The sequence below is a fragment of the Pinisolibacter sp. DMC100 genome, assembly GCF_056313705.1.
The window spans coordinates 482,560-507,637 of record NZ_JBQUZT010000002.1 but is presented as its reverse complement, the minus strand read 5'-3'; the positions used below and the strand labels follow the sequence as shown (position 1 = coordinate 507,637).

Annotated in this window: 25 protein-coding genes and 1 tRNA gene; 11 read left to right on the top strand and 15 right to left on the bottom strand. The window is 69.1% G+C overall.

All coding sequences use genetic code 11. The features are described 5' to 3' along the window. Positions 1 to 39 precede the first annotated feature (39 nt). A complete protein-coding gene (locus ACT541_RS11240) occupies positions 40 to 1,104 on the top strand; it encodes a DMT family transporter (RefSeq protein WP_476136869.1) in 1,065 nt (354 codons plus the stop codon). A gap of 66 nt (positions 1,105 to 1,170) precedes the next feature. Here ACT541_RS11240 and ACT541_RS11235 read toward each other — a convergent pair whose 3' ends face one another. The 12 genes from ACT541_RS11235 to ACT541_RS11180 all read right to left on the bottom strand — a co-directional run bounded on the left by ACT541_RS11235 (position 1,171) and on the right by ACT541_RS11180 (position 14,224). Further along, positions 1,171 to 1,671, bottom strand: coding sequence for a GNAT family N-acetyltransferase (locus ACT541_RS11235; protein WP_476136867.1), 501 nt, complete (start codon positions 1,669 to 1,671; stop codon positions 1,171 to 1,173). A gap of 358 nt (positions 1,672 to 2,029) precedes the next feature. Further along, a complete protein-coding gene (locus tag ACT541_RS11230) occupies positions 2,030 to 3,184 on the bottom strand; it encodes an iron-containing alcohol dehydrogenase (protein WP_476136865.1) in 1,155 nt (384 codons plus the stop codon). 53 nt (positions 3,185 to 3,237) lie between these two features. Continuing rightward, positions 3,238 to 3,678: an acyl-CoA thioesterase gene (locus tag ACT541_RS11225; protein ID WP_476136863.1), complete on the bottom strand. Its 441-nt coding sequence runs from the start codon at positions 3,676 to 3,678 to the stop codon at positions 3,238 to 3,240. A gap of 7 nt (positions 3,679 to 3,685) precedes the next feature. After that, positions 3,686 to 4,822, bottom strand: a complete 1,137-nt coding sequence (locus tag ACT541_RS11220; RefSeq protein WP_476136861.1) for an iron-containing alcohol dehydrogenase — start codon at positions 4,820 to 4,822, stop codon at positions 3,686 to 3,688. Between the two features lie 17 nt (positions 4,823 to 4,839). Then, complete coding sequence (locus ACT541_RS11215) at positions 4,840 to 5,487, bottom strand: branched-chain amino acid ABC transporter ATP-binding protein (RefSeq protein ID WP_476136860.1); 648 nt, start codon at positions 5,485 to 5,487, stop codon at positions 4,840 to 4,842. Beyond that, complete coding sequence (locus ACT541_RS11210; protein WP_476136858.1) at positions 5,484 to 6,254, bottom strand: ABC transporter ATP-binding protein; 771 nt, start codon at positions 6,252 to 6,254, stop codon at positions 5,484 to 5,486. The genes ACT541_RS11215 and ACT541_RS11210 overlap by 4 nt, the downstream gene beginning before the upstream one ends. Beyond that, positions 6,251 to 7,198, bottom strand: coding sequence for a branched-chain amino acid ABC transporter permease (locus tag ACT541_RS11205; RefSeq protein WP_476136856.1), 948 nt, complete (start codon positions 7,196 to 7,198; stop codon positions 6,251 to 6,253). Before ACT541_RS11205 ends, ACT541_RS11210 begins: the two co-directional genes overlap by 4 nt. A gap of 2 nt (positions 7,199 to 7,200) precedes the next feature. Then, complete coding sequence (locus tag ACT541_RS11200; protein WP_476136854.1) at positions 7,201 to 8,100, bottom strand: branched-chain amino acid ABC transporter permease; 900 nt, start codon at positions 8,098 to 8,100, stop codon at positions 7,201 to 7,203. 258 nt (positions 8,101 to 8,358) lie between these two features. Further along, positions 8,359 to 9,669: an ABC transporter substrate-binding protein gene (locus tag ACT541_RS11195; protein ID WP_476136852.1), complete on the bottom strand. Its 1,311-nt coding sequence runs from the start codon at positions 9,667 to 9,669 to the stop codon at positions 8,359 to 8,361. A 6-nt stretch (positions 9,670 to 9,675) separates the two neighbouring features. Further along, positions 9,676 to 11,025, bottom strand: a complete 1,350-nt coding sequence (locus ACT541_RS11190) for an ABC transporter substrate-binding protein (RefSeq protein WP_476136850.1) — start codon at positions 11,023 to 11,025, stop codon at positions 9,676 to 9,678. A gap of 171 nt (positions 11,026 to 11,196) precedes the next feature. Next, a complete protein-coding gene (locus ACT541_RS11185) occupies positions 11,197 to 12,555 on the bottom strand; it encodes a sigma-54-dependent transcriptional regulator (protein ID WP_476136848.1) in 1,359 nt (452 codons plus the stop codon). A 1-nt stretch (position 12,556) separates the two neighbouring features. Further along, positions 12,557 to 14,224, bottom strand: coding sequence for a sensor histidine kinase (locus ACT541_RS11180; RefSeq protein WP_476136846.1), 1,668 nt, complete (start codon positions 14,222 to 14,224; stop codon positions 12,557 to 12,559). Positions 14,225 to 14,369: 145 nt separating this feature from the next. Here ACT541_RS11180 and ACT541_RS11175 point away from each other — a divergent pair, with 145 nt between their 5' ends. The 3 genes from ACT541_RS11175 (at position 14,370) to ACT541_RS11165 (ending at position 17,156) form a co-directional block, all read left to right on the top strand. After that, on the top strand, positions 14,370 to 14,621 hold the full coding sequence (locus ACT541_RS11175; RefSeq protein WP_476136844.1) for a hypothetical protein: 252 nt from the start codon (positions 14,370 to 14,372) through the stop codon (positions 14,619 to 14,621). 122 nt (positions 14,622 to 14,743) lie between these two features. Then, complete coding sequence (locus ACT541_RS11170) at positions 14,744 to 15,460, top strand: CDP-alcohol phosphatidyltransferase family protein (protein ID WP_476136843.1); 717 nt, start codon at positions 14,744 to 14,746, stop codon at positions 15,458 to 15,460. Between the two features lie 325 nt (positions 15,461 to 15,785). Continuing rightward, positions 15,786 to 17,156 carry an aspartate aminotransferase family protein gene (locus tag ACT541_RS11165; protein ID WP_476136841.1) on the top strand — a complete coding sequence of 457 codons (1,371 nt, stop codon included), beginning with the start codon at positions 15,786 to 15,788 and terminating at the stop codon, positions 17,154 to 17,156. Here ACT541_RS11165 and ACT541_RS11160 read toward each other — a convergent pair. Together ACT541_RS11160 and ACT541_RS11155 are read right to left on the bottom strand one after the other, a co-directional pair. Continuing rightward, positions 17,142 to 18,383: a glycosyltransferase family 4 protein gene (locus tag ACT541_RS11160; protein WP_476136839.1), complete on the bottom strand. Its 1,242-nt coding sequence runs from the start codon at positions 18,381 to 18,383 to the stop codon at positions 17,142 to 17,144. The genes ACT541_RS11165 and ACT541_RS11160 overlap by 15 nt on opposite strands. Positions 18,384 to 18,501: 118 nt before the next feature. Beyond that, positions 18,502 to 19,311, bottom strand: a complete 810-nt coding sequence (locus ACT541_RS11155; protein ID WP_476136838.1) for a class II glutamine amidotransferase — start codon at positions 19,309 to 19,311, stop codon at positions 18,502 to 18,504. 345 nt (positions 19,312 to 19,656) lie between these two features. Between ACT541_RS11155 and ACT541_RS11150 the strand changes: the two genes are divergently transcribed. Then, complete coding sequence (locus tag ACT541_RS11150) at positions 19,657 to 20,433, top strand: sulfite exporter TauE/SafE family protein (RefSeq protein WP_476136836.1); 777 nt, start codon at positions 19,657 to 19,659, stop codon at positions 20,431 to 20,433. A gap of 164 nt (positions 20,434 to 20,597) precedes the next feature. Here the strand turns inward: ACT541_RS11150 and ACT541_RS11145 are convergent. Continuing rightward, positions 20,598 to 20,674 (bottom strand) — tRNA-Asp (locus ACT541_RS11145). A gap of 549 nt (positions 20,675 to 21,223) precedes the next feature. Here ACT541_RS11145 and ACT541_RS11140 point away from each other — a divergent pair. The 6 genes from ACT541_RS11140 (at position 21,224) to nuoE (ending at position 25,033) form a co-directional block, all read left to right on the top strand. Beyond that, on the top strand, positions 21,224 to 21,589 hold the full coding sequence (locus ACT541_RS11140) for an NADH-quinone oxidoreductase subunit A (protein ID WP_476136834.1): 366 nt from the start codon (positions 21,224 to 21,226) through the stop codon (positions 21,587 to 21,589). Then, a complete protein-coding gene (locus tag ACT541_RS11135) occupies positions 21,580 to 22,161 on the top strand; it encodes a NuoB/complex I 20 kDa subunit family protein (RefSeq protein ID WP_476136832.1) in 582 nt (193 codons plus the stop codon). Before ACT541_RS11140 ends, ACT541_RS11135 begins: the two co-directional genes overlap by 10 nt. Before the next feature lie 89 nt (positions 22,162 to 22,250). Beyond that, positions 22,251 to 22,853 (top strand): NADH-quinone oxidoreductase subunit C, encoded by a 603-nt coding sequence (locus tag ACT541_RS11130; protein WP_476136831.1) that lies wholly within the window; start codon positions 22,251 to 22,253, stop codon positions 22,851 to 22,853. Between the two features lie 76 nt (positions 22,854 to 22,929). Continuing rightward, the gene (locus tag ACT541_RS11125; protein WP_476136829.1) at positions 22,930 to 24,120 is read left to right on the top strand and encodes an NADH-quinone oxidoreductase subunit D; all 1,191 of its coding nucleotides are present in this window, start codon (positions 22,930 to 22,932) and stop codon (positions 24,118 to 24,120) included. Continuing rightward, on the top strand, positions 24,117 to 24,377 hold the full coding sequence (locus tag ACT541_RS11120) for a hypothetical protein (protein ID WP_476136827.1): 261 nt from the start codon (positions 24,117 to 24,119) through the stop codon (positions 24,375 to 24,377). Before ACT541_RS11125 ends, ACT541_RS11120 begins: the two co-directional genes overlap by 4 nt. Further along, complete coding sequence (gene nuoE, locus ACT541_RS11115) at positions 24,374 to 25,033, top strand: NADH-quinone oxidoreductase subunit NuoE (protein ID WP_476136825.1); 660 nt, start codon at positions 24,374 to 24,376, stop codon at positions 25,031 to 25,033. Before ACT541_RS11120 ends, nuoE begins: the two co-directional genes overlap by 4 nt. Positions 25,034 to 25,078 lie beyond the last annotated feature (45 nt).

The following is a 25,078-nucleotide window of genomic DNA, read 5'->3' as shown; positions in this document are numbered from 1 at the left end:
GCCGCCGATCGAGGCTTCCGGAGATCGGACGACGAGGCGATGAGCGCAGACCGTTTCGACCATCTGTGGCCCGGCGTGCCGATGGCACTCGCTTCCGCGGTGCTCTTCGGCGCGACGCCGCCGCTGTCGAAACTCCTGCTGACCGATCTCTCGTCCGTCCTGCTCGCCGGGCTCCTCTATCTCGGCGCCGGGCTCGGGCTCGCCATCGTCGAGGGCGTGGCACGCCTCGGTGGACGCGGACGGAGCGAAGAGGCGCCGATCTCGCGGGCCGATCTGCCGTGGCTGGCCGCGGCGATCGCCGCGGGCGGCATCGTCGCCCCGGTCCTGCTGATGGCGGGGCTCGCCCGCACCACGGCCTCGAGCGGCGCGCTCCTGCTCAATCTCGAGGGACTGGCGACCATGGCGATCGCCTGGATCGTCTTTCGGGAAAACGTCGACCGGCGCCTGTTGGTCGGTGCCTTCGCCATCCTCGCGGGCGCCGTCGTCCTCGCCTGGACGGGGGCCGGCGTCGCGCTCGACGTCGGCGGTCTCCTGGTCGCCGGCGCCTGCCTCGCCTGGGGCATCGACAACAACCTGACCCGCCGGGTCTCGGCCGCGAATCCGGTGCGCATCACCGTCTGGAAGGGCCTCGTCGCCGGAACGACGAACGTCGGTCTGGCGCTCGCCGTCGGCAGCCCGCCGCCGTCGCCGACGCAGGCCGCTCTCGCCGCCCTGCTCGGCTTCTTCGCGGTCGGCATCAGCCTCGTCCTGTTCATCCGGGCGCTGCGCCATCTCGGCTCGGCGCGCACCGGCGCCTATTTCTCGCTCGCGCCCTTCATCGGGGCCTTCCTCGCGATCGTCGTTCTCGGCGAGGCCGTCACGCTTCGCCTGGCCCTCGCGGCGATCCTGATGGCGATCGGCCTGTGGCTGCATCTGACCGAGCGGCACGAACACCCCCATACCCACGAGGCCGTCGAGCACGATCACCTCCATTCGCACGACGAGCACCACGACCACACGCACGAAGGCGAGACCGGCGAACCGCACGGCCATCCGCATCGGCACGCGCCGCTGGTCCATGCCCATGTCCACTATCCCGACATCCATCACCGCCACGACCACTGAGACGGTCCGGATCCGCTCCCGAAGGGTTTCGGGCCGCACCCCTCGAGGATGCGGCCCGATGTCGTTTCACGCCTCCTGATCGAGGCCGAAGGCGGGATGATGGATCATCTCGCCCACCGGCTCGGCGTCGCCGAAGGGCAGGGCGAGGACGACCTCGGGCGGACAACCCTCGACCGTCAGCCGCGGGAAGGTGTGGAAGCCGAAGCGCCGGTAGTAGCCGGGATCGCCGACCAGCACGGCGCCGCGGCAGGTCTTCCGCAGGCGCCGCAGCGCCTCCGCCATCAGGGCCGAGCCGACGCCCTGGAGCCGGCGCGGCGGCGTGACGGCGAGCGGGCCGATCAGGCCCCAGCCGTCTTCGTCGCCGACCCGCGCGTCCGAGGCGGCGAGATGGCCGATGACGGCACCGTCCTCCTCGGCGACGAGCGACAACGTCATGGCGCCGGCCGCCCGCAGCCGTTCGACGATGGCCGCCTCGGTGCCCGTCGCCTGCGGCAGGAGGCGCATCGCCTCGGTCACCACCCGGCCGATCGCCGGGGCATCGGTGGGGATCTCGTCGCGGATCAGCATGACGAAGCCCTCCGTTCGCCGTGGCGTGCCGGGAAGGCGGTCGCGGAGGTGGTCGTGGTGCGGTGCGTCACGAAGCAGCCGCCGACGCGGATGCGCGCGTGCGACGTGGTGTGTCGGTCGTTCGTATGCATGATGAATGTCTCGTGTGATGAGCGTGAAAAAACTCGCCGGGCGCAGGCGCGCTCGGCCGTCCGGACTTCACGAGGCTCTCCGCGACCGGAGAGCCGTATCACACAAGCTCCGACATCCAGGCTCCATCGAGCCGGCCGCGTCCGCGACCGCTCGCATGATCAGATTAGGCGCGGCCTACCCGCGCGACAACCCCGGAAGACCACGACGGCGGCCTTCCGGGCATCGCTCAGAGCAGCGCGCGATAGATCGCCGCGACGTCGTCCTTCGACATGTCGCGCGGATTGGCGACGATCAGCCGGCGGATGCCGACGGCGACCTCGTCCGCCATCGAGTCGATGTCCTCCGCCTTCACGCCGAGGGCCGACATCCGCGTCTCGAGGCCGTAGCGGGCGCAGAGCGTCTCCATCTCGGCGACGAAGGCCTCGGCCGCGGCTGCCTCGTTGGCGAAGCTCTTCCCCGGCAGCAGCACGGCGGCGAGTTCGGCGTAGTCCCGCGTCGCCTCCGGCAGGTTGAAGCGGAAGACCGCGCCCATGACGAGGGCGTTGGCATGGCCGTGCGGCACGTGGAAGCGGGCGCCGAGCGGGTAGGCCAGCGCATGGACCGCCGCGACCGAGGCGTTGACGAAGGCCTGACCGCCGAGGAGCGAGCCGACCAGCATCGCCGACCGCGCCTCGATGTCGGCGCCGTTCGCCAGAACCTTCGGCAGATTGGCCGAGAGAAGCGCCAGCGCCCTGACCGCGATACCGTCGGCGATGACGTTCTTGCGGGTGCGGCTGGTATAGCCCTCGATCGCATGGACCATGGCGTCGAGCGCCGTCGCCGCCGTCACGTGGGCCGGCATGCCGACGGTCAGTTCGGCATCGAGCAGTGCGACGTCGGGCAGGAGCTGGCGGGCATAGATCGCCTTCTTCTCGCCGGCGTCGGAGGTGACGACCGAGGTCCAGGTGACCTCCGAGCCGGTGCCGGCGGTCGTCGGCACCTGGATCAGCGCCACGCGGCTGCCGCGGGCGAGATCGGTGCCGAACATCGCCTCGAGCGGCTGATCGGAGTTGAGCATCAACGCCACCAGCTTGGCGGTGTCGAGCGACGAACCGCCGCCGAGCCCGACCACGCCGTCGGCGCCGAAGGCCTTGGCGGCGGCGGCCGCCGCACGCACCGAGGAGACGGGCGGATCGGCGACGACGCCGTCGTGGACATGCGCCGCGAGCCCGGCCGCCTCCAACGAGGCGACGGCGCGATCGGCGAAGCCGCAGGCGCGGATGCCGCGATCGCAGACGACCACGACGCGTTTCGCGCCGAGCTCGGCCATCGCCGCGCCGATCTTCGAAAGACCGCCGACCTCGCAGACGATCTTGGGGACGCTCTGGAACACGAAGCCCATGGCTCATTCTCTCCCTGTCGGCTCTTCGCCGTCGTTCTTGTCGCTCGCCCTCCTCAGGCAGCGGGGCGGTGGATGGTCTCGAGCGCGGCGCGCAGGTCGTCGGGCAAGGGCACCGGACGACCGCCGGCGCGATCGACATAGACGTGGGTGAAGTCGCCGACCGCCGCCGGGGTCTCGAGCCCCTCGACGAAGAGGCCGATCTGGTAGTGGACCGACGACTTGCCGAGCCGGGCGACGCGCAGGCCCCCTTCGACCGCCTGCGGGAAGGCGACCGAGGCGAAGTAGTTGCACTGGGTGTTGACCACCAGCCCGATCACCGGCGAGGCCTGGATGTCGAGCACGCCGCGATCGATCAGGAAGCGGTTCACCACCGTGTCGAACCAGCTGTAGTAGACGACGTTGTTGACGTGGCCGTAGACGTCGTTGTCCATCCAGCGGGTGGGGACGGTCAGGAAGTGCGGATAGGCCGCGCGGGTCTCGCTCTTGCGCTCCATCGTGCCCTCACAGAACCGAGGCGTAGATCGCGCGGGCGTCGGCACGCGTGACCTCGCGGGGATTGTTGACGAGGAGGCGCGTCACCTTCATCGCGTCGTCGGCGAGGAGGTCGAGATCGCTCTCGGTGATGCCGACTTGGCCGAGCCGCTGCTCCATCGGCATGTCGGCGACGAGGCCGCGCATGGCTTCCAGCAGATCCTCGCCACGGGTCTTCCCCGGCAGGATCGCCGCGGCGATCTCGCCGTAGAGATGACCGGCGGCCTCCATGTTGAACTCCATCACCGGCACCAGCACGAGGGCATTCGACAGCCCGTGCGGCACGTGGAAATGCCCGCCGATCGGATAGGCGAGCGCATGGACGGCGGCGACCGGGGCATTGGCGAAGGCCATGCCGGCGAGCGCCGCACCCTGCAGCAGCGCCGCACGTGCCTCCGCGTTCTGCCCGTCGGCGATGACGGTCCGCAGATTGCCCCACAGGAGCTGCATCGCCTTCAGCGCCAGACCGTCGGAGATCGGGTTCTTCTTGTGCTTCGTCGTATAGGCCTCGATCGCATGGACCATCGCGTCGATCGCCGTCATCGCGGTGATGCGCGGCGGCAGGCCGAGCGTCAGCAGACCGTCGAGGATGGCGAGGTCGGGATAGAGCAGGGGCGAGACGACGCCCTTCTTCTCGTGTGTCGGCGTCGTCACGATGGCGATCGGCGTCACTTCCGAGCCGGTACCGGCGGTCGTCGGCACCTGGACGAGCGGCAGACGCGGCCCCTTGGCGAGCCCGATACCGTAGATGTCGGGGAGCCTCTGGTCGGTGCCGACGAGCAGCGCCACGAGCTTCGCCGTGTCCATCGACGAACCGCCGCCGAGCCCGACGACGCCGTCGACGCCGGCGGCCCGCGCCGCGGCGACCGCCGCCTCGACCGAGGCCTCCGGCGGATCGGCGAGGACGTCGGTGAAGAGGGTGATCCTGCGCCCCGCCTTCTCGAAGGCGGCGACGACCGGGGCGAGGAGACCGGCGGCGACCAGCCCCTTGTCGGTGACGACGAAGGCATGGCCGATGCCGAGTTCGCCGCAGAAGTCGGCGAGGCGGGCGGCCGCGCCGTTCTCGCAGACGAGGCGCGGCGTCGTCTCGAAGGTGAAGTCGATCATGGGTTCCTCCCGAGGTCTCAGCCGGCGCTGACCACGCCGCGTTCGATGCGATAGGCGCGATCGACCAGATCGGCGGAATGGGTGTCGTCGCTCTCCGACAGAATGACCGAAAGTCCGAGCGAGCGCAGCTTGGCGATGACTTCCGTCAGCCGCCGCGACAGGACCGGCGCGACGCCCTCGAAGGGCTCGTCGAGCAGCAGCAACCGCCGCCCCGGCACCAGCGCGCGGGCGAGCGCCACGAGCTTCTGCTGGCCGCCGGAGAGCTGGAGCGCCCGGCGATCCCGGAAGGTCGCGACCTCCGGCATGATCTCCCAGATCCATTCCAGACGCTCCTTCACGTCCGGGATCGGATTGGCCCAGGCCGGCATCAGAATGTTCTCCTCGACGGTGAGCGAGGGGATCAGCCGCCGGTCCTCCGGCATGTAGGAGACGCCGAGCGGGGCGCGGCGATGGGCGGGCTCGGCGGCGAGATCGACGCCGTCGAGCGTCATCGAACCGGCACGCGCCGGCAGGAGGCCCATGATCGAGCGGATCAGCGTCGTCTTGCCGGCACCGTTGCGGCCGATCAGGCCGATCATCGTGCCGTCCGGCACGTCGAGATCGACGCCGCGCAGGATCGGGATCTTCTCGATCGAGACGTCGAGGGAGCGGATCGAGAGACTCATGACGCCTTCCTCTTCGGACCGTGGCCGACCACCAGTTCGCGGACGCGAGAATCGTCGAGGACGGCATCCGGCGCCCCGTCGGCGATCACTTCGCCGGCGTAGAAGGCCAGGATCCGGTCGACGTAGCGGGCGACGATCTCCATGTCGTGCTCGACGAAGAGCACGGTGACGCCGTGCTTCTTCACCGCCGCCATCACCGCGTCCATCAGCGGGAACTTCTCCTCGACGGCGACGCCGGAGGTCGGCTCGTCGAGCAGCAGCATCTTCGGCTCGCCGATCAGCGCCATGGCGATGTCGACGAGCTTGCGGGTGCCCTGCGGCACCGCCGTGACGGTGCGGTCGCGCATCTCGAGCACGCCGAATTCCGCCAGCGCCGCCTCGGCCCGGGCGATGCGGGCGGGCGTCCTGAGCGGCTTCAGGAACGACGGCCGCGGGCTCTCGGCGGCAGAGAGCGCGATCAGCATGTTGTCGAGCACCGTCAGCTCGGGGAAGAGCTGCGCCACCTGGAACGACCGCGCCATGCCCATGCGGGTGATCTGGCGCGGCGCCTTGCCGAGGATCGAGCGGCCGTCGAAGTCGATCTCGCCGGAGGAGGGGGCGAGGTACCCCGTCACCATGTTGATGAAGGTGGTCTTGCCGGCGCCGTTGGATCCGATGACGCCGACGACCTCGCCGCGGCGGATCGCCACCTCGACGTTCTTGGCCGCCGTCACCGCGCCGAAGTTGCGGTGGAGCGCCCGGGTCTGGAGAATGGGGATCTCGCTCATGCGGGGCGCGCTCCCTTGTTGGAGAAGCGGGTGAAGAGGCTCCACAGGCCCTTCGGCAGGAAGACGATGATGCCGAGCAGCACGAAGCCGAGGATCATCTGCCAGGAGTGGGGCACGAACTCGATCGCGTAGGTGCGCACGAAGGAGAAGAGCGTGGCGGCGAGGAACGGCGCCGCGACGTGGCCGGTGCCGCCGAGCAGCGCGATGAAGACGAACTCGCCCGAGGTCGTCCAATAGGCCATCTCCGGATCGACGTGGCCGGTGGCGAACGCCGTCAGCCCGCCGCCGAGCGCCGAGGTGGCGGCCGCCAGCACGTAGGTCGCGTAGAGCGTCCAGCGCGGCGACACGCCGAGATATTCGACGCGCACTTCGTTCTCGCGGATCGCCTCGCAGACCGAGCCGAGGCCGGAGCGGGCGAAGCGATGCAGGAACACCGCGACGACCGCCGCCAGGAGGCAGGTCGCGACATAGACGAAGAGCTTGGCGTTGGCCGCCGGTGCCCAGCCCAGAAGCGTCGGCGCGCGGACGTTGAAGCCGTCGGTCGAGCCCAGCGACTGGCTCTTCGCCAGCACGCCGAAGAGGATCATCGAGAAGGCGAGCGACAGCATCGCGAAGAAGATCTCGCGATAGCGGGTCAGCAGCAGCCCGAGGATCATCGCCACGACGATCGCCGCGGCGACGGCGGCCGCGAGCAGCAGCGCCGCGTCGGAGATCTTGGCGAAGTGGCCGCCCATGCCGACGACGTAGCCGCCGATGCAGTAGTAGAGGCCCTGGCCGAAGGAGACGAGGCCGGCGCGCATCTGGACGACGACGCCCTGGATGACGAGGCCCTTGGCGAAGGCGATGGTGAGCAGGAAGGTGAGCCAGCCCGGCAGCACGAAGGCGCCGAGCGCCAGCACCACACCGGCGCCGAGAAGCAGGAGTTCGGTTCGATCGAGGCGCATCGTCAGATCTTTCTGGCAAGCGTGCGGCCGAAGAGGCCCTGCGGACGCACCGCGAGAACCACCGACATGACGCCGTAGATGACGAAGAGTTCGAGTTCCGGCGCGAGATGGACCGCGGCGGCGCGGGTCAGGCCGACCAGCACGGCGCCGGCGGCGGCTCCGCCGATCGAACCCATGCCGCCGACCACGACGACGGCGAAGGCGAGCACGATGACCTCGACGCCGATGCCTGGCGACACCGAGATCGCCGGGGCGGTCAGCGCGCCGGCGAGCGTGCCGAGCACCGTGCCGACGGCGAAGGTGACGGCGAACATCGTCTTGACGTCGACGCCCATGGCCTGCGCCACCTCGCGATCGTGGATGATCGCCTGGAGGAGCTTGCCGCGATGGGTGCGGTTGAGCACCAACCAGAGGAGGCCGCCGACCGCCAGCGACACGACGACCAGCGCCAGATCGTAGTTGGCGAAGGCGAGCGCCCCGATCGAGGTGCGGCCGAGGAACGAATAGGGCTGGTAGGTGAAATAGGGATCGACGCCCCACAGCAGCTTGGTCGCGTCCTCGAGGATGAGGAGCAGCGCATAGGTGACGATCACCATCAGGATCTCGTCGCGCCCGACCATGCGTCCGAGCAGGCCGTATTCGACGACGAGCCCGACCACCAGACCGGCGACCAGCGCCGCGGCGACGAGCAGCAGATAGCCGATCCACGGATTGCCGCCGACCGAGTTGAACCACCAGCCGACCAGAGAGGCGGCCGAATAGGCGCCGATGGCGTAGAAGCTGCCGTGCGCCATGTTGAGGATGCGCATGACGCCGTAGATCACGGTCAATCCGGCCGCGACCAGAAAGAGCCACGACGCATAGATGGCGCCGTCCATCAGGATGGCGAGAAGGGTCGTCATCGGTGTCTCCGTGGGGCTTCCCGGCGGCGGGCCGCCGGGATGTCTCGGGAATGGGGGCTCGGCCGGGTCGGGGCACCCGATCATCCACCCCGTTCCGCTTCACCCTGAGGTGCCCGACCGAAAGGTCGGGCCTCGAAGGGCGAAGCGACGACGGGCCGTGCCTCTCGGTCCATCACCCTTCGAGGCTCGCTTTCGCTCGCACCTCAGGATGAAGGACCTCTGCATCGGAGAGAGGATCGGAGCTCCCTTCGGTCGATCTCAGTCGCACTGGGCGCCGGGCATGCCGGCCTTGATCCAGTCCTGACCCGAGGTGCCGTCCGGCGGGGTGACGCAGGTGTCCTTGTAGGACTTCACGTTCTTCAGGACCGGCTTGCCGCCCTCGAAGTGATATTCGCCGTAGGCGATGCCCTGCATCGCCTGATGGCCGCCGGCGCGCGCCATCTTCACGGTGCCGGAGACCGACTCGAAGGTGAGGCCGGTGAAGGCCGCGGTGATCTCGTCGGCGGTCGGGATCTTGCCCGCCGCGCCGCCGGCCGCCTTCTCGGTCGCCGCCTTCAGGCCGAGGATCGCCTGGGCCATCTTGAAGGACGGGTAGATCGGCTGCTCGTTCCACTTGGCGACATAGGCCTGACGCAGCCAGTCGGAGAGCGCGTTCTTCGGCGCGAAGGCACCGAAGGGACCGCGGCCGCCGATGATCATGCCGTTCGGCGCCTGACCCTTGTAGTGGTCGATGCCGGATTCGCCGCAGGTCAGCACCAGGGCCGACTTCTCGAACAGGCCGCGGGCGTTGCCCTGGAGCACGAAGGCCTCCATGTCGCCGCCCCAGAAGCTCGAATGGATGACGTCCGGCTTGGCGACCGACAGGGCCGAGATCTCGGCGCCGTACTGGCCCTGGAAGATCTTCGGGAACTGCTCGGCGACGATCTTGGCGTCGGGCTTCACCTTCTTCAGCGTCTCGGTGAAGTCCGCCCAGCTGTCCTGACCCCAGGCGTAGTTCTGCTGGATGCCGGCGATCGCGGTCGCCTTCGGACGGGTGTCGGCGAGGTAGCGCACCGCGCCGACGTTGTCGACGACGGCGTCGAGGCCGGTGCGGAAGACGAACTTCGGCGACTTGTTCTCGACGAAGAGGCGCGAGGCGCCGCAGTCGTAGAGCACGGTCGGGATCTTCAGCTCCTCGGCCACCGGCGACACCGCGAGGCAGTCGCCCGACGAGATGTAACCGATCACCGCGTCGACCTTCTGACGCTCGACGAGATTGCGGAACTCCTCGACCTGCTTGGTCGCGCCGCCGTTCTCGTCGATGATCACGGCTTCGATCTCGAGGCCGTTGATGCCCTTCTTGTCGTAGGGCGCCGGCAGGCCGCCCTTGTTGAGCGCCTCGATCACCGTCTCCGCCGCATGGGCCGAGGGCACGCCGAACGGACCGGCGGCGCCGCCCGAGAGGAAGGTCACGATGCCGAGACGGAACTTGCCGTTCTCGGCGGCCGACACGCCGGTCGCTCCGAGGGCGACGAGACCGAGAACCGCGCCGGCGAGCAGGCGGCCGACCAGTGGCTTCACGAGTTTCATGCGTCTTCACTCCCTGTTTTTATGGGTATTTCCGATTTCGAGGCCGACCGCGGATCCCCGTCGCCGCGCCACCACGTCGGGCGGGGGCAGGAGATCCTCGGCGGCATAGACCCGCCAGTCGCCGAGCATGACCTCGGCCGGCGGGAATGCGCGGTTCGGCACGACCCGACCGATCGCCAGCGGATGGACGATCTGGTGGGTGTTCGCGTCGATGTAGGAGGTGAAGCCCTCCGGATCCTTCGGCGTGTGCAGCCGGAGCCCCTCGAGGGCGCGGATGTGGTCGTCGGCACTGCCGTTCGGCCCGGCGGCGGCGACGGCGGAGGCGATCGCCATGATCCCGGCATAGGCGCCCGCCGCGGCATAGGTCGGGTAGCGGCCTTCCATGGCGTGGAAGTCCGAAACGAACCGGCGGTTCTCGTCGGTCTCCGGCCAGTTGTTGTGGTGCCGGGCGGAGACGATCAGGCCGGGCGGCGGATTGGCGCCGAGCGCCACCATCACGTCGAAATTGCCGCCGGTGTCGAAGTTGGCGAGCCGGATCCTGTCGAAGAACGAGGTCGAGGCCGCCTGGCGCAGGAAGGCGATGAAGTCGCCGCCCCACAGCGCGGTCACGACGACGTCGGGCTTCGCCGCGATCAGCGCCTCGATGTAGGCGGAATAGTCGGGCTCGTAGAGCCGCGGCCAGAGCTCCGCCACCACCTCGGCCTCGACGCCGAGCTGGGCGAAGTTCTCCTTGAGGTCGCTCCACGACACGTGACCGTAGTCGTAGTCCGGGCCGATGAAGGCGATGCGCTTCCAGCCCGTCTCCTTCTTCAGCGCCGCGAGATGGCGGGCGCCGGCGGCGTTCGAGGCCCAGCTGTCGTTGGTGACGCGGAAATAGTGGCGATCGAAGGCGTCGAGCGTGAAGCGCGAGGAGGCGTGGTCGGTTCCGATCATCACCACCGAATGGGCGCTCGCCACCTCGCGCACCGCCTGGGCGACGCCCGAGGAGACCATGCCGCAGAAGAACTTCGCCTTGTCGCGCCGCAGGAAGTCTTCCGCCATGCGCACCGCGAAGGAGGCCTTGGAGCGGTCGTCCTCGACGATCACGTGGATCTTCGGCGGCGTCGCCCCGATCGCCCCGCGGGCGAGATCGGCGAGCGCCAGCCGGATGCCGGCGACGCTGTCGCGGCCGTAGATCGAAGAGCGCCCGGACATCGGATACATGCAGCCGACCACCACGTCGGCCTCGGCCGCCGGCACGCCGAACTCCATCCGCGCCTGCGCCGTCGCCGGTGCCAGCAGCACCGCGCAAAAGCCGACGACGATACGGACGAGACGACCGAACGCGTTCGGTCGCGGCCCCCTGCCTGGACGCATGTTTCTTCCCCCCGGAGCGATGGTTGATCCGTCGCTTCCGTAACCGAACGCCGTCGAGGGCGCTCGACAAATCGGTTCGCAATCGCCGTGCCAGTCGAGGCGACGAGGCGGCGCGCCGCTGCCGTCGGGGGAGGGGCGGGGCGCTCGAGCGGTTTCCGCTCGAGGCGCGCGTCAGGACGAGCGGTTTTCGCTCGAGAGGCCGAGCCGTTGCAGCCGGCGCTTCAGCGAATGGCGCGAGATGCCGAGGAGTTCGGCGGCACGGCCCTTCTGCCCGCCGGCCCGGGCGAGCGCGTCGGTCAGCAGGTGCCGCTCGGAGGCGTCGAGCCGATCGTCGAGCGCGGCGTCGTGCGCGCGGGCGGCCCCGTCGGTCATCTCCGGCGGCAGTTCGGCGGGCGAGATGGTGCGGCCGGGGTGGAGGATCGTCAGCCGCTCGACGAGGTTCTTGAGCTGACGCACGTTGCCCGGCCAGCCGTGGCGCTCGAAGAGCCGCGACGCCGCCTCGTCGAGGGTGATCGGCGCGACGCCGCTCTCCGCGGCGAGCTTCACCGCGAAGTGCCGCGCCAGCGCGACGATGTCGCCGCCGCGTTCCCTGAGCGCCGGCAACTTCAGCTGGATGACCGCGAGCCGGTAGTAGAGATCCTCGCGGAAGCGCCCGGCCTTCACTTCGGCCGCGAGATCGCGGTTGGTGGCGGCGATCACCCGCACCTCGGCGATCCGCGCCTGACCGGAACCGATCGGCCGGTAGCTGCCGTTCTCGAGGAAATGCAGGAGCTTCGCCTGCAGGGCGAGCGGCATCTCGCCGATCTCGTCGAGGAACAGCGTGCCGCCGTCGGCGAGTGCCACCAGACCGAGGCGGCGCTGGTGGGCGCCGGTGAAGGCGCCCTTCTCGGTGCCGAAGAGTTCCGCCTCGATCAGTTGCTCCGGCAGCGACGCGCAGTTGACCTCGACGAAGGGCCCCTTGGCGCGGGCCGAGCGATTATGGATCGAGCGGGCGACGAGGCCCTTGCCGGTGCCGGATTCGCCGAGCAGCAGCACGCGCGTCGTCGCCGACGCCGCGACCCGGCGGACGGTCTCGGTGAGATCGCGCATCACAGGGCTGTCGCCGACCATGCCGTCGTCGCCGAGGATCGCCTCGCGGTGCCAGCTCACCTCCGCCGCGAGCTTCTCCCGCTCGAGGATGGAGCGGATGGCGTGGATCAGGTCCTCGAGCTCGAAGGGCTTGGTCAGATAGTCCGACGCCCCAGCCTTCACCGCCTGCACCGCGGCGCGGGTGTCGCCGTGGGCGGAGATCATCACCACCGGCACCTGGATCTGCTCGCGCCGGAGCTTCTCGACCACTTCCGTGCCGGTCATGTCGGGCAGGCGCTGGTCGAGCAGCACCAGATCCGGCATGGCGCGGGCGATCTCGGCGAGGCCCTCGGCCGCCGTGTGGGCGCCGCGCGCCGCGATCCCTTCCTCGCGCAGGGCGAAGAGGAGCGAGCGGACCAGTTGCTGTTCGTCGTCGACGATCAGGACGGAAATGTCGGACACGTCAGTCTCCGTCGGCGGCGCGGGGCAGGAGGAGGGTCACCACCGTTCCTTCGCCCGGCCGGCTGGCGATGTCGATCGTTCCTTCGTTGACCGCGACGAGTTGTCGGCAGATCGACAGACCCAGGCCGGTGCCGAAGGAACGGGTGGTGAAGAAGGGTTCCATCACGTGCGGCAGGTCGCCGTCGGCGATGCCGTCGCCGGTGTCGGAGACCGCGACGAGGACGCCGCCCTCCGCGCCTTGCGCCTTCAGCGTCACCGCGCCGCCGGCGGCACACGCCTGCATGGCGTTGACGATCAGGTTGAGCAGGATCTGCATCATGTGGTCGCGGTCGGCGAGCAGCACGAGGTCGCCCTCGCCGAGCACGGCGAAATGCAGGTCGCGCCGCTCGATCTCCGGCGTCACCAGCGCCTCGACCCGGCGGAAGAGTTCGCGAACGGGGACGCGCGTCGTCTCCGGCGAGCGCGGGCGGCCGTATTCGAGCAGGTCCTCCATGACGCGGGCGAGCCGGTCGATCTCGGCCGAGACGCCGGTCAGGATCTCCTTGCGTTCGGCGACCTTCTCGTTGCGGGCGAGCGCCTGGACCGAGGTCTTGATCGCCGCCATCGGGTTGCGCACCTCGTGGGCGACGCCGGTGGCGAACTGGCCGAGCACCGCCATCTTCTCGACGCTGACGATCCGCTCGATCGACCGTTCCAGCTTCTCCGACATGGCGTTGAAGGCCCGCGAGACGACGTTGATCTCGTCGTCGCCGCGCTCCGGCAGGCGATAGTCGAGCCGGCCGGCCGACACCGCGTCGGCGCCGACGACCAGATGCCGCAGCCGTTGGCGCAGACGGTTGGAGAGGCGCAGGAACAGCACGATCAGCGCCGCCGCCGAGCCCACTACCAGCATGTAGAGCCAGTGGCGCGCCTGATTGAACGGCCCGAGCAGCGCCTCGGGCTGGATCGCCAGCGCGACCCGCCAGCCCGGCGCGATCTCCGGCCCCGACATCAGGTCGCCGACCGGCCGGGCAGGGCGCCCCACCGTGTCGAAGACCATGCCGCCGGGGGCGAGCAGCACCGGCTGGACGAGGTTGCCGAGTTCCGACGCCCCCATCAGCTCGGTCACCGAGGCGAGGCGGACGTGGAGGGCGATCTTGCCGCTCTCCGCACCCGTCGCGGGATCGCGCAGCGTCTGGCGCATCAGGAACCAGCCCGGCGCGCCGTTCTTCGGCGGCACGGGCCCGACGATCTCCGTCGCCCCGGTGCGGGCGCGCGGCAGTTCGGCGAGATCGGGCGCGGCTCCCTTCCAGTAGGGCGCGCCCGATGCCGCCTGACCCGCGATGACGCGATCGAGCCCACCGACCCGGTCGAAGAACCAGATGCCGTAGAGATCCGGCACGTCGGCCTCGATGCGGAGGATCGCGGCGATCTCGTTGTCGGCCGCGCTCTCGCCCTGGATCGAGGGATAGTTCGACAGCGTGTCGAGCTGGTAGATGCGCGAATCGAAGAAGGCGCCGATGCGGCTCGCGGTCGCGGCGAGCTGGGCGGAGAGGCGTTGGCCGGTCAGCGCCTCCAGCATGTCGCGGGCATAGGTGTCGTAGAGATGGCCGACCACGGCGAGCGGCACGACCGCCGCCAGCAGCGAGACGAGGAGATAACGCGAGACGAGCGACTTGGTACGGACCATGGCGCCATCATTTCAGCTTTCCCGCACGGTCGGCAAGGAAGACGCGTCGCGCAGGGCTCCCCCGCCTGTCGTCGCCTCGTCATGCGGCGGTGCCATCCTGCCCACGGCGAAGAGTGTCTTTTCGCCCCTGAAGGAGGACGGTCCCATGTCGCTCGACAAACTCGCCGATCGCCTCGCCGGCCTGATCGGGGCCGACGCCACCGTCACGCTCGACGATGCCGAGCGGCCCTCGCTCGTCCGCTTCCATCGGCCCGACCCGATCGCCGACGATCTGGTGCGCGCCGCACTCGCCCGCGCCCGCGACGAGTTCCCGGAGGAGATGCGCGCCGTCGCCGGCGCCGTGATCTCCTTCGACGGCGCTCACGGGCCGACCCGCCGCGCCGTCGCCCTCGACTGAGCGTCCGTTTCATCGGCTCGGACGGGCTCCGAACGGGCCCCCCGTTGCCCCGCTCGCCGGGACGTGCTTTGTCACGTTTCGACGGGAACGGCCGGCGGTGCCGGGGCGAACGGGGTGACGACATGACTTGGGACGACAGACCGGTATCCGTGCGGCGCGCCGCCGGCTTTTCGGTGCACGTCTTCACCGCCTCGGGCGGCGCCGTGGCGCTGCTCGCGCTCTATGCCGCGATCGAACGCGACTTCGCCGCCTGCTTCGCCTGGCTCGGCCTCGCGCTCTTCATCGACGGCATCGACGGCACGCTCGCCCGCGCCGCCAAGGTCACCGAGACCGCCGCCCGCATCGACGGCGTGGTGCTCGACCTCGTCATCGACTTCCTGACCTACGTGCTGGTGCCGGTGATCGCGCTGTGGCGCTCGGATCTGATGCCGACGCAGGTGTCGTTCTGGCTCGGCCTCGTCGTGACGCTCGCCTCGACGCTCTATTTCGCCGACGCCTCGATGAAGACCCGCGACTACTGGTTCCGCGGCTTCCCGGCGATCTGGAACGTCGCGGTGCTCTATCTCTTCGTGCTGCGCCTGCCGTGGCAGGCGAGCGCGGCGATCCTGATTCTCGGCACCATCGGCATGTTCGTGCCGGTCGTCTTCGTCCATCCGCTCCGGGTGGTGAAGCTGCGCGCCCTGACCATCGTCGTCACCATGGGCTGGTTCGGCATCGCCTCGGCGGCGATCGCGGCGAACTTCCAGGTCGGCTGGGCGATCAAGCTCGGCTTCCTCGCGGTCGCCGGCTACTTCCTGGCACTGCCCTTCTTCCGCCACTCGCCCTGGGCGGACGACTGAGAGCGGCAGCCAAGTCCGAGTCCATTTTCCTGTTCGGCTTCACCCTGAGGTGCCCGGCTATGCCGGGCCTCGAAGGGCGAAGCCACGACGGGCATTGCCACTCGGCCCTTCGCGTTTCGAGGCTCGGCTTCGCCGAGCACCTCAACATGAAGGGCCTCCGCGACAGCGCGGTTGCGACCCTCCGTTCGCCGAGCGAACGAGTGGTTCGGCGGGCCGCTTTTCCGTGTTGGGCGATCGTTCGATCGGGGGTAGGGTCGTGCCTTCGCCCCATGGGGGCGATGCCGAAGATTCCGCCGTTCCCATCGAGACGAGGACCTCGCGACCCATGTCCCATGCGCCCAATTCGCCCGAAGCCCGCGACGTGGCCAACCACCTCCACGGCTATACCAACGCCGTCCGACACGAAGAGATCGGCCCGCTGGTGTTGGAGCGCGGCGACGGCGTCCATGTCATCGACATCCACGGCAAGCGCTACATCGAGGCGATGGCCGGCCTGTGGTCGGTCGGCGTCGGCTTCTCCGAGCCGCGCCTCGTCAAGGCGGCGACCCGCCAGCTCGAGACGCTGCCGTTCTACCATACGTTCGGCCACAAGAGCCAAGGCCCGGTGATCGACCTCGCCGAGAAGCTGGTGCAGCTCGCCCCGGTGCCGATGTCCAAGGTGTTCTTCACCAACTCGGGCTCGGAAGCCAACGACACGGTGATGAAGCTGCTGCGCTACCGCGCCAACGCCATGGGCGAGCCGAAGCGCAAGAAGTTCATCTCGCGCATCAAGGCCTATCACGGCGTGACCATGGCCTCGGCGAGCCTCACCGGCCTCGTCAACAATCACCGCTCCTTCGATCTGCCGATCGAGGGCGTGTTCCACACGACCGCGCCGCACTACTGGCGCGAGGGCCGTCCCGGCGAGACCGAGGAGGCCTTCGCCACCCGTTGCGCCGACGATCTCGAGGCGCTGATCCTGAAGGAAGGCCCGGAGACCATCTGCGCCATGTTCGGCGAGCCGATCATGGGCGCGGGCGGCGTCGTGGTGCCGCCGGCGACCTATTGGGAGAAGATCCAGGCGGTGCTGAAGAAGTACGGCATCCTGCTGGTCGCCGACGAGGTGATCTGCGGCTTCGGCCGGACCGGCAACTTCTGGGGTTCGCAGACCTACGGCATGAAGCCGAACGTGCTCACCTGCTCCAAGCAGCTGACCTCGTCCTACATGCCGATGTCGGCGATCCTGATCGACGAGGAGGTCTATCGCCCGATCGCCGAGGAATCCGGCCGCATCGGCACGCTCGGCCACGGCTTCACCGCCGGCGGCCACCCGGTCGCCGCCGCCGTGGCGCTGGAGAACCTCGCGATCATCGAGGAACGCGGCCTCGTCGCCAACGCCGCCACCGTCGGCGCCCATCTGCAGAAGAGGCTGGCCGGTCTCGCCGGTCACCCGCTGGTCGGCGAGGTGCGCGGCCGCGCGCTGATCGCCGCGGTCGAACTGGTCGTCGACAAAAAGGCCAAGACCGCGCTCGATCCGGTCGGCAAGCTCGGCGGCACGGTCGCCAACATCATGCAGGAGAAGGGCGTGATCTCGCGCGCCATGGGCGAGGCCATCGCCTTCTGCCCGCCGATGATCATCACCGAGGCCCAGGTCGACACGATGGTCGACGTCTTCGCCGCGTCGCTCGACGAGGCGAAGGTCTCACTCGGTCTGTGACGGATCGCCGCCGCGCGGTGCGCGGACGTCCGGATAGAGAGGCTCGCGGCGGTTGATCCGACCGTCGCGGGCGAGCCGGTAGCGCTCGATCACGCCGCGCACGATGTTCGACCAGTCGAAGTCCCGCCCGCGCGCGATCGCCGCCCGGCTCATGCGCGTACGACGCGCGTCGTCGTCGAGCACGTCGACGATCGCCGCGGCGAAACCGGCGACGTCGTCGAAGTCGACGAGAACGCCCGCGTCCGTCTCGCCGATCACGTCGGGGATGCCGCCGACCCGCGTCGCCACGATCGGCAACCCCGCCGCCATCGCCTCGCACAGCGCGATGCCCTGCGATTCCTCCTGCGAATGCAGAACGAAGGCCTGTGCCCGCGCCAGCGCCTCGAGAATCGCCGCGCGCGGCGCGTCGGTGCGGATCGCCACGCGATCCTCGAGCCCGAACCGGGCGACGAGGGCGCGGAGCTCGTCGAGATGGCCCGCCGAGGCGAGCGAACCGATGATCTCGAGCCGCGCCTCCGGCACCTTCGCGGCGACGATCGCGAAGGCGGCGATGGTGCGGTCGTGACCTTTCCGCGGATGGACGACGCCGACCGACACCAGCGTCGGCGCAGACCGCGCGGCCTCGCGCGCGGCGGCGAATTCGGCGAAGTCGATTCCCTGAGGGATCGGCGAGGGCCGGACGGCGGCGCGTCCCTCGATGGCGCGCGCCACATAGGGCGTATCGACGATCAGCAGGCGCGCGAGCTTCAGCTGCGCCCGCTCGCAGCCGGCATGGAGCAGGAAGCGCAGTCGCGCCTTGAGCCCGCCGCCCTTGGCGAGCGCGTCGCGCAGCTCCTTCTCGACGATGCCGTGCAGCGTCCACACCAGCGGCAGCCCCAGCACCCGGCAGGCGACGGTCACGGCGAGTTCGAACAGGCCGGAGCCGTGCAGATGCACGACAGCGCCCGGGCTCTGTCGCAGCATGCCGATCACCATCGGCACGCGGGCGACCGACGAGACCTGGAACTTCCACGGCGCGTCGAGCCAGATCGTCTCGATCCCGGCGACGGCGCCGCGCTCGATGCCGCCGCCGACCTTCTTGGGCGTGGCGACGACCCGCAGCCGGGCGATGTCGGGATCGACGACGAGATGCCGTCCGAGGCCGAGGAGAGAGGCCTGGATGCCGCCTTCGACGTGGGCTTCGTCGCGGGGGAAGGGGCCGATGGTCAGAATGTCGAGGGCGGTCACGGGTCTGTCGAGGCTCGCGAAGGGACATGGAGGCCGCTGCGTCCGCCGGCCGATCCCCCTCCCGGCCGGCGACACGCGTCGACCCACCTTACCGCAAAGTGTGCGCCTGCGAAGCGTGTCACGCGACCATCGCGCGCGACGGTCGACGCCGTCGCGGCCGCCCGATGTCGAAGACTTCGCCGTCGCGCAGCGCCAGCGTCTCGCCCGGCACCAGTTCCCGCCATGCCTCGTCGCGGGTCAGCGGCCGCGTCGCCACGACGGAGACCACGTCGTTCGGCGTCGTCTCGGCCGAGAAGTCGACCTGCAGATCCTCGTCGAGCAGCGTCGCCCGACCGAAGGGCGCGCGGCGGGTGATCAGCGACAGGCGCTTGCCGCAATGGGCATAGAGCGTCCGCCCGTCGGAGAGGAGCGCATTGAAGACGCCGAGCGCGCCGAGTTCGGAAAACAGCGCCGGCAGCACGCCGTCGAGCCGGCGCGGGGTGGGGAGCGTCGACCAGCGCTCCTCGATTCGGCCGAGCAGCCAGCAGAAGGCGTGTTCGCTGTCGGTCGAACCGACCGGACGGAAGCGGCCGAGCGTCAGACGCTTCACGCCCTTGAGCTGGCCGTTGTGGGCGAAGGTCCAGGGCCGGCCCCACAGCTCGCGGGTGAAGGGATGGGTGTTCTCCAGCGCCACCCGGCCGCGATTGGCGCGCCGCACGTGGGCGACGACGACCCGACTCTTGATCGGATAGGCGCGCAGCAGCCGCGCCAGATCCGACTTCGCCGAGGGCTCGGGATCGTGGAACGAGCGGCAGCCGCGCCCCTCGTAGAAACTGATGCCCCAGCCGTCGGCATGCGGGCCCGTCTCGCCACCGCGTCGCGCCAGCCCCGCGAAGGAGAAGCGGATGTCGGTGGGCACGTTGGCGCTCATGCCGAGGAGTTCGCACATCGTCCGGGATCCTGCTCCGGTGGGTGGGTCGATCGGGCGCGACAAGGAAGCCTCGAGCCGGCCGCGATCACAAGACGCGGGCGGTCGGTGTTGAGCGACGGACGCGAAAAATCATTCTCCGTCGAAGCGATTCCGGGCGATGGCGCCGTTCTCCCGGCCGACGCGTCCGTGCGACGGCACCGCCGCACGAATTTCGCCGCATCGCAACACGTCGAGCGAATTTCTTCCTACTTTGCCGTCTATTGCACATGGACTTTCTCGCAATGCAGCAATCATCGGAGAATCAGGAAGCACTTTGCCGCTCGATCGAGGGAAAATACGCATGCCTTCGAGAGGGAGACGCCGATGCCGTCGATCGAGCCGATGCACCTTGCCGTCCTCTTCGTCGCCTCGCTCGCCGCGGGCGTCGTCAACGCGCTCGCCGGCGGCGGGTCGCTGGTGACCCTGCCGGTGCTGCTCGGCCTCGGCCTGCCGCCCGTCGTGGCGAGCGGCACCAACGCCGTCGCCGCCTGGAGCGGCCTTCTCGGCGGCGCCCTGCGCTGCCGCTCCGTCCTCGCCCCCCACGCCGTCGGCGTCCGTGCCTTCGCCGTCCTGTCGGCGATCGGCGGGGCGATCGGCGGCGGTCTGGTGATTCTGACGCCGCGCGGGCTGCTCGAGGCGACGATGCCCTGGATGATTCTCGCGGCCACCGTCTGCTTTCTCGTCGTGCCGTGGATTCGCGAATGGATCGGCGGCGGCGATTCCTGGGCGCCCGGCCGCTCGGCGGACGTCTTCGGCTGGCGCGGTGCGGTCCACGGACTGGTGTCGATCCTGACGGGCTTCTTCAACCCCGCCGGCGGCGTCGCCATGGTCGCCGCCTTCCAGGCCTTCGGCGTCGCCGATCTGGCGCTGGCGACCGCCCTGAAGATCGTGCTGGGCATGGCGATGACCGGTGCCTCCGTCGCGGTCTTCGTCTCGGTCGGTGCCGTCTCCTGGCCCTTGGCGGCGGTGATGATCGCCGGAACGGTCGCCGGCGGCTGGATCGGCGCGGCGATCGCGCTCGCCGTCGACGCCCGCCTGCTGCGCGGCACCGTGCTCGCCTGGGGCGGCGCCATGTCGGCGATGTTCCTCTTCCACGCCTGAAGACACGCCCGACGATTCGAACCGGCGACGATTCGATTCGTCCCGATCACGAATGCGGAGGTGCGGGGCAGGGAAGGGCGGCTCGCAAGGGCCCGGAAATGCGAAAGACCGGCGGCCTTTCGGCGCGCCGGTCTTTTGGCACATCTCTCTTCGGAGAGAGAGAATGGCGGGAGCGACGGGGCTCGAACCCGCGACCTCCGGCGTGACAGGCCGGCACTCTAACCGACTGAGCTACGCCCCCGCTGTCTCGCTTCCGGGGCAGCACCCCGTCGGCGATGGCGCTCGTTTAAGGCCCCCCGTCCGACCTGTCAAGCGTCGAAACTCGACGTTCTTTCCGAGCCTTCGCCGCGGTCTGTGGAAAAACACGCATGCGCCCCTCGTGCCGCCCGCGGCGGCGTTGGGTTTTTCACCGTCGAAGGACGATCGCTGAGATCGTCGCCGATCCGTCCGAAATTTCAATTCGCCGCGGAGAGCGCCGCGAACCGCGGGGAGAGACGATCGATCTCTCGGACACCCCCGACGCGAAACGTCGCTCTTCGCGCGGGACGCTCACGCGAAAGGGATTTCCACTTCCTACCAAAGAGGCTTTCCAATGTGCTTGCGTCGGTCACGGGGCTGGGCTAAGCGTGCCTCGTGACGAGACGTCGCACCCTGCGGGCGCGTTTCGCCGCCCTTGTGGCCCTTGCGAAATTCGCCTTCGCGCGTTCCATTTCGCGGGCTCCGGGGCGAATGCCGCCGACGACGCACCCACGCGCCGCGGCCCTCGGATCGGGAGAGGAACGGGATCGCCATGCAAGGCCTGCTCAGCGAATACCTGCCGATCGTCGTCTTCATCGCGCTCGGCGCCGTCATCGGCCTCGCGCTTCTCGTCGCGCCGTTCCTGGTCGCCTACAAGAAGCCCGACCCCGAGAAGCTGTCGGCCTACGAATGCGGCTTCAACGCCTTCGACGACGCCCGCATGAAGTTCGACGTGCGCTTCTATCTGGTGTCGATCCTCTTCATCATCTTCGACCTGGAAGTCGCCTTCCTGTTCCCGTGGGCGGTCGCCTTCGGCAAGCTCGGCTGGTTCGGCTTCTCCTCGATGATGGTGTTCCTGGGCGTGCTGACCATCGGCTTCGTCTACGAGTGGAAGAAGGGAGCCCTGGAATGGGACTGATCCGCGAGACCTCTCCGCTCGTCGCCCCGGCCCCCAAGGGCATCATCGACCCGAACACCGGCGAGCCGGTCGGTGCGAACGACCCGTTCTTCCTGCAGATCAACGACGAGCTGGCCGACAAGGGCTTCCTCGTCACCGCGACCGACGACCTCATCAACTGGGCCCGCACCGGCTCGCTGATGTGGATGACCTTCGGTCTCGCCTGCTGCGCCGTCGAGATGATGCAGCTGTCGATGCCGCGCTACGACGTCGAGCGCTTCGGCTTCGCGCCGCGCGCCTCGCCGCGTCAGTCCGACGTGATGATCGTCGCCGGCACGCTGACCAACAAGATGGCCCCGGCGCTGCGCAAGGTCTACGACCAGATGCCGGAGCCGCGCTACGTCATCTCGATGGGCTCCTGCGCCAACGGCGGCGGCTACTATCACTATTCCTATTCGGTGGTGCGCGGTTGCGACCGCGTGGTGCCCGTGGACGTCTATGTCCCCGGCTGCCCCCCGACCGCCGAGGCGCTCCTCTACGGCGTTCTGCTTCTGCAGAAGAAGATCCGCCGCACCGGCACCATCGAGCGCTGATCGCGCTTCCCGGGGCCGGTCGGCCTGCCCCGGTCCGCTGAAACGAAGGGACGCCGGAAGGCGTCGGGACGAAGGGTCAGGGCCAAGCGATGTCCGACACGCTCCAGTCTCTCGGCGAGACGATCGCGGCGAAGCTCCAGGGCAAACTGGAAGGCTGGTCCGTCGGCGTCGACATGGTGACGCTCGAGGTCGCGCCCGCCGCGCTGATCGACGTGCTCTCGGTGCTCTACGGCGACGCCGACTTGAAGTTCGTCAACTTCACCGACACCTGCGGCGTGGATTATCCCGCCCGCGAGAAGCGGTTCGACGTCGTCCACCACCTCATGTCGCCCACTCTGAACGCCCGCGTCCGCGTGCGCGTCCAGACCGACGAGGTGACGCCGGTGCCGTCCGCCACCGCGATCTACCCCGGCGCCGACTGGTTCGAGCGCGAGACCTACGACATGTACGGCATCCTGTTCTCGGGTCACCACGACCTGCGGCGGATCCTGACGGACTACGGTTTCGACGGTCACCCGCTGCGCAAGGACTTCCCCACCACCGGCTACGTCGAGGTTCGCTACGACGAGGTCGAGAAGCGGGTGGTCTACGAGCCGGTCAAGCTCGCGCAGGAATTCCGGAATTTCGACTTCCTCTCGCCGTGGGAAGGGCCGGATCGCGTCCTGCCGGGCGACGAGAAGGCGACGAACTGATCGGCGGGCGGCCGCACGCCGGCCGCCGAGGCGAAACGCCCCTCCGGGGGATGGACTGGAAGACGAGGGCCGCGCAATGGGCGCCGAAGCGACCGTTCGGAACTTCAACATCAACTTCGGACCGCAACATCCTGCGGCGCATGGCGTTCTTCGCCTCGTGCTGGAGCTGGACGGCGAAGTGGTGACCCGCGTCGACCCGCATATCGGCCTGCTGCATCGCGGCACCGAGAAGCTGATCGAGTCCAAGACCTACGCCCAGGCGACGCCCTATTTCGACCGGCTCGACTACTGCGCGCCGATGAATCAGGAGCATGCCTTCTGCCTCGCCGCCGAGAAGCTGCTCGGCGTCGACGTGCCGAAGCGCGGCCAGCTGATCCGCGTGCTCTATTCCGAGATCGGCCGTCTGCTCTCCCACCTCCTCAACGTGACGACCCAGGCGATGGACGTCGGCGCGCTGACCCCGCCGCTGTGGGGCTTCGAGGAGCGCGAGAAGCTGATGATCTTCTACGAGCGTGCCTGCGGCGCCCGCATGCACGCCAACTATTTCCGCGTCGGCGGCGTCCATCAGGATCTGCCGGACGCCCTCCTCGAGGACATCGCCAAGTTCTGCGACACCTTCCCCAAGGTGCTCGACGACCTCGAGGGCCTGCTGACCGAGAACCGCATCTTCAAGCAGCGCAACGTCGACATCGGCGTCGTCAGCCTGGAAGACGCGTGGAAGTGGGGCTTCTCGGGCGTCATGGTGCGCGGTTCGGGCGCCAAGTGGGACCTGCGCAAGTCGCAGCCCTACGAGTGCTACTCGGAGCTCGACTTCGACATCGCCGTCGGCAAGAACGGCGACTGCTACGACCGCTACCTGATCCGCATGTTCGAGATGCGCGAGTCGACCCGCCTGATGCATCAGTGCGTCGAGCGCCTGCTCGGCCACGATCGCGGACCGGTCTCGGCCGAGAACCACAAGATCGTGCCGCCCAAGCGCGGCGAGATGAAGCGCTCGATGGAAGCGCTGATCCACCACTTCAAGCTCTACACCGAGGGCTTCCACGTTCCTGCCGGCGAGGTCTATGCCGCCGTCGAGGCGCCCAAGGGCGAATTCGGCGTCTACCTCGTCGCCGACGGCACCAACAAGCCCTATCGCTGCAAGATCCGGGCTCCGGGCTTCGCGCATCTGCAGGCGATGGACTTCCTCAACCGGGGTCACATGCTCGCCGACGTCGCGGCGATCCTGGGCTCGCTCGACATCGTCTTCGGCGAGGTCGACCGGTGAAGGAGATCGATTGTCCCAACCACGGACGCCAGCACGTCGCCATCGCCTGCACGGCCATCCCGGCCGCTCTGCTCGACGGCGAGACGCGCGGCTTCCACTGGTACGAGGACGATCGCGGAATTGCCTGCGCGCTGTGTGACGACTGTGCGCGAGCGATGGAACAAGGTTCGAAACCGCCGCACGCCATGCAGGTGATGTGCGGCGCCTGTTTCGAGTCGGTCTGGAACATGAACGATCAGCCGCCGAGGATTTCATGAGCGTCCGCAGGCTCGCCCCCGCCGAGGTCCAACCGGCCTCCTTCGCCTTCACGCCCGAGAACGAGGCCTGGGCTCAGGTCGTTCTCGGCCGCTACCCTGCGGGCAAGCAGGCGTCGGCCGTGATTCCGTTCCTGATGCGCGCTCAGGACCAGGAGGGCTGGGTCTCCAAGGCCGCGATCGAGACGATCGCCGACCGACTGGGCATGAAGCACATCCGCGTCCTCGAGGTCGCGACCTTCTACACCCAGTTCCAGCTGGCTCCGGTCGGTTCGGTCGCCCACGTGCAGGTCTGCGGCACCACGCCCTGCATGCTCCGCGGCTCCGACGAGATCATCAAGATCTGCAAGAACCGGATCGCCCACCACGCCCACGAGCTCTCCGCCGACGGAAAGTTCTCGTGGGAAGAGGTCGAGTGCCTCGGTGCCTGCGTGAACGCGCCGATGGTCGCGGTCTCCAAGGACACCTACGAGGACCTGACGGCCGAGAGCTTCAACGCCGTTCTCGACGCCTTCGAGCGCGGCGAGACGCCGAAGCCGGGTCCGCAGAACGGCCGCGTCGGCGGCGAGGCCGAGGGCGGCGCCACCACGCTGACCGATCCGGGCCTCTACGACGGCTCCTACCGCGTCAACATCGTGACCGGCGGCGGGGCGAAGTGATTTCGAATTCCGTGCCCCTCGGGGCGCGGTAGAGACATCCGGCGC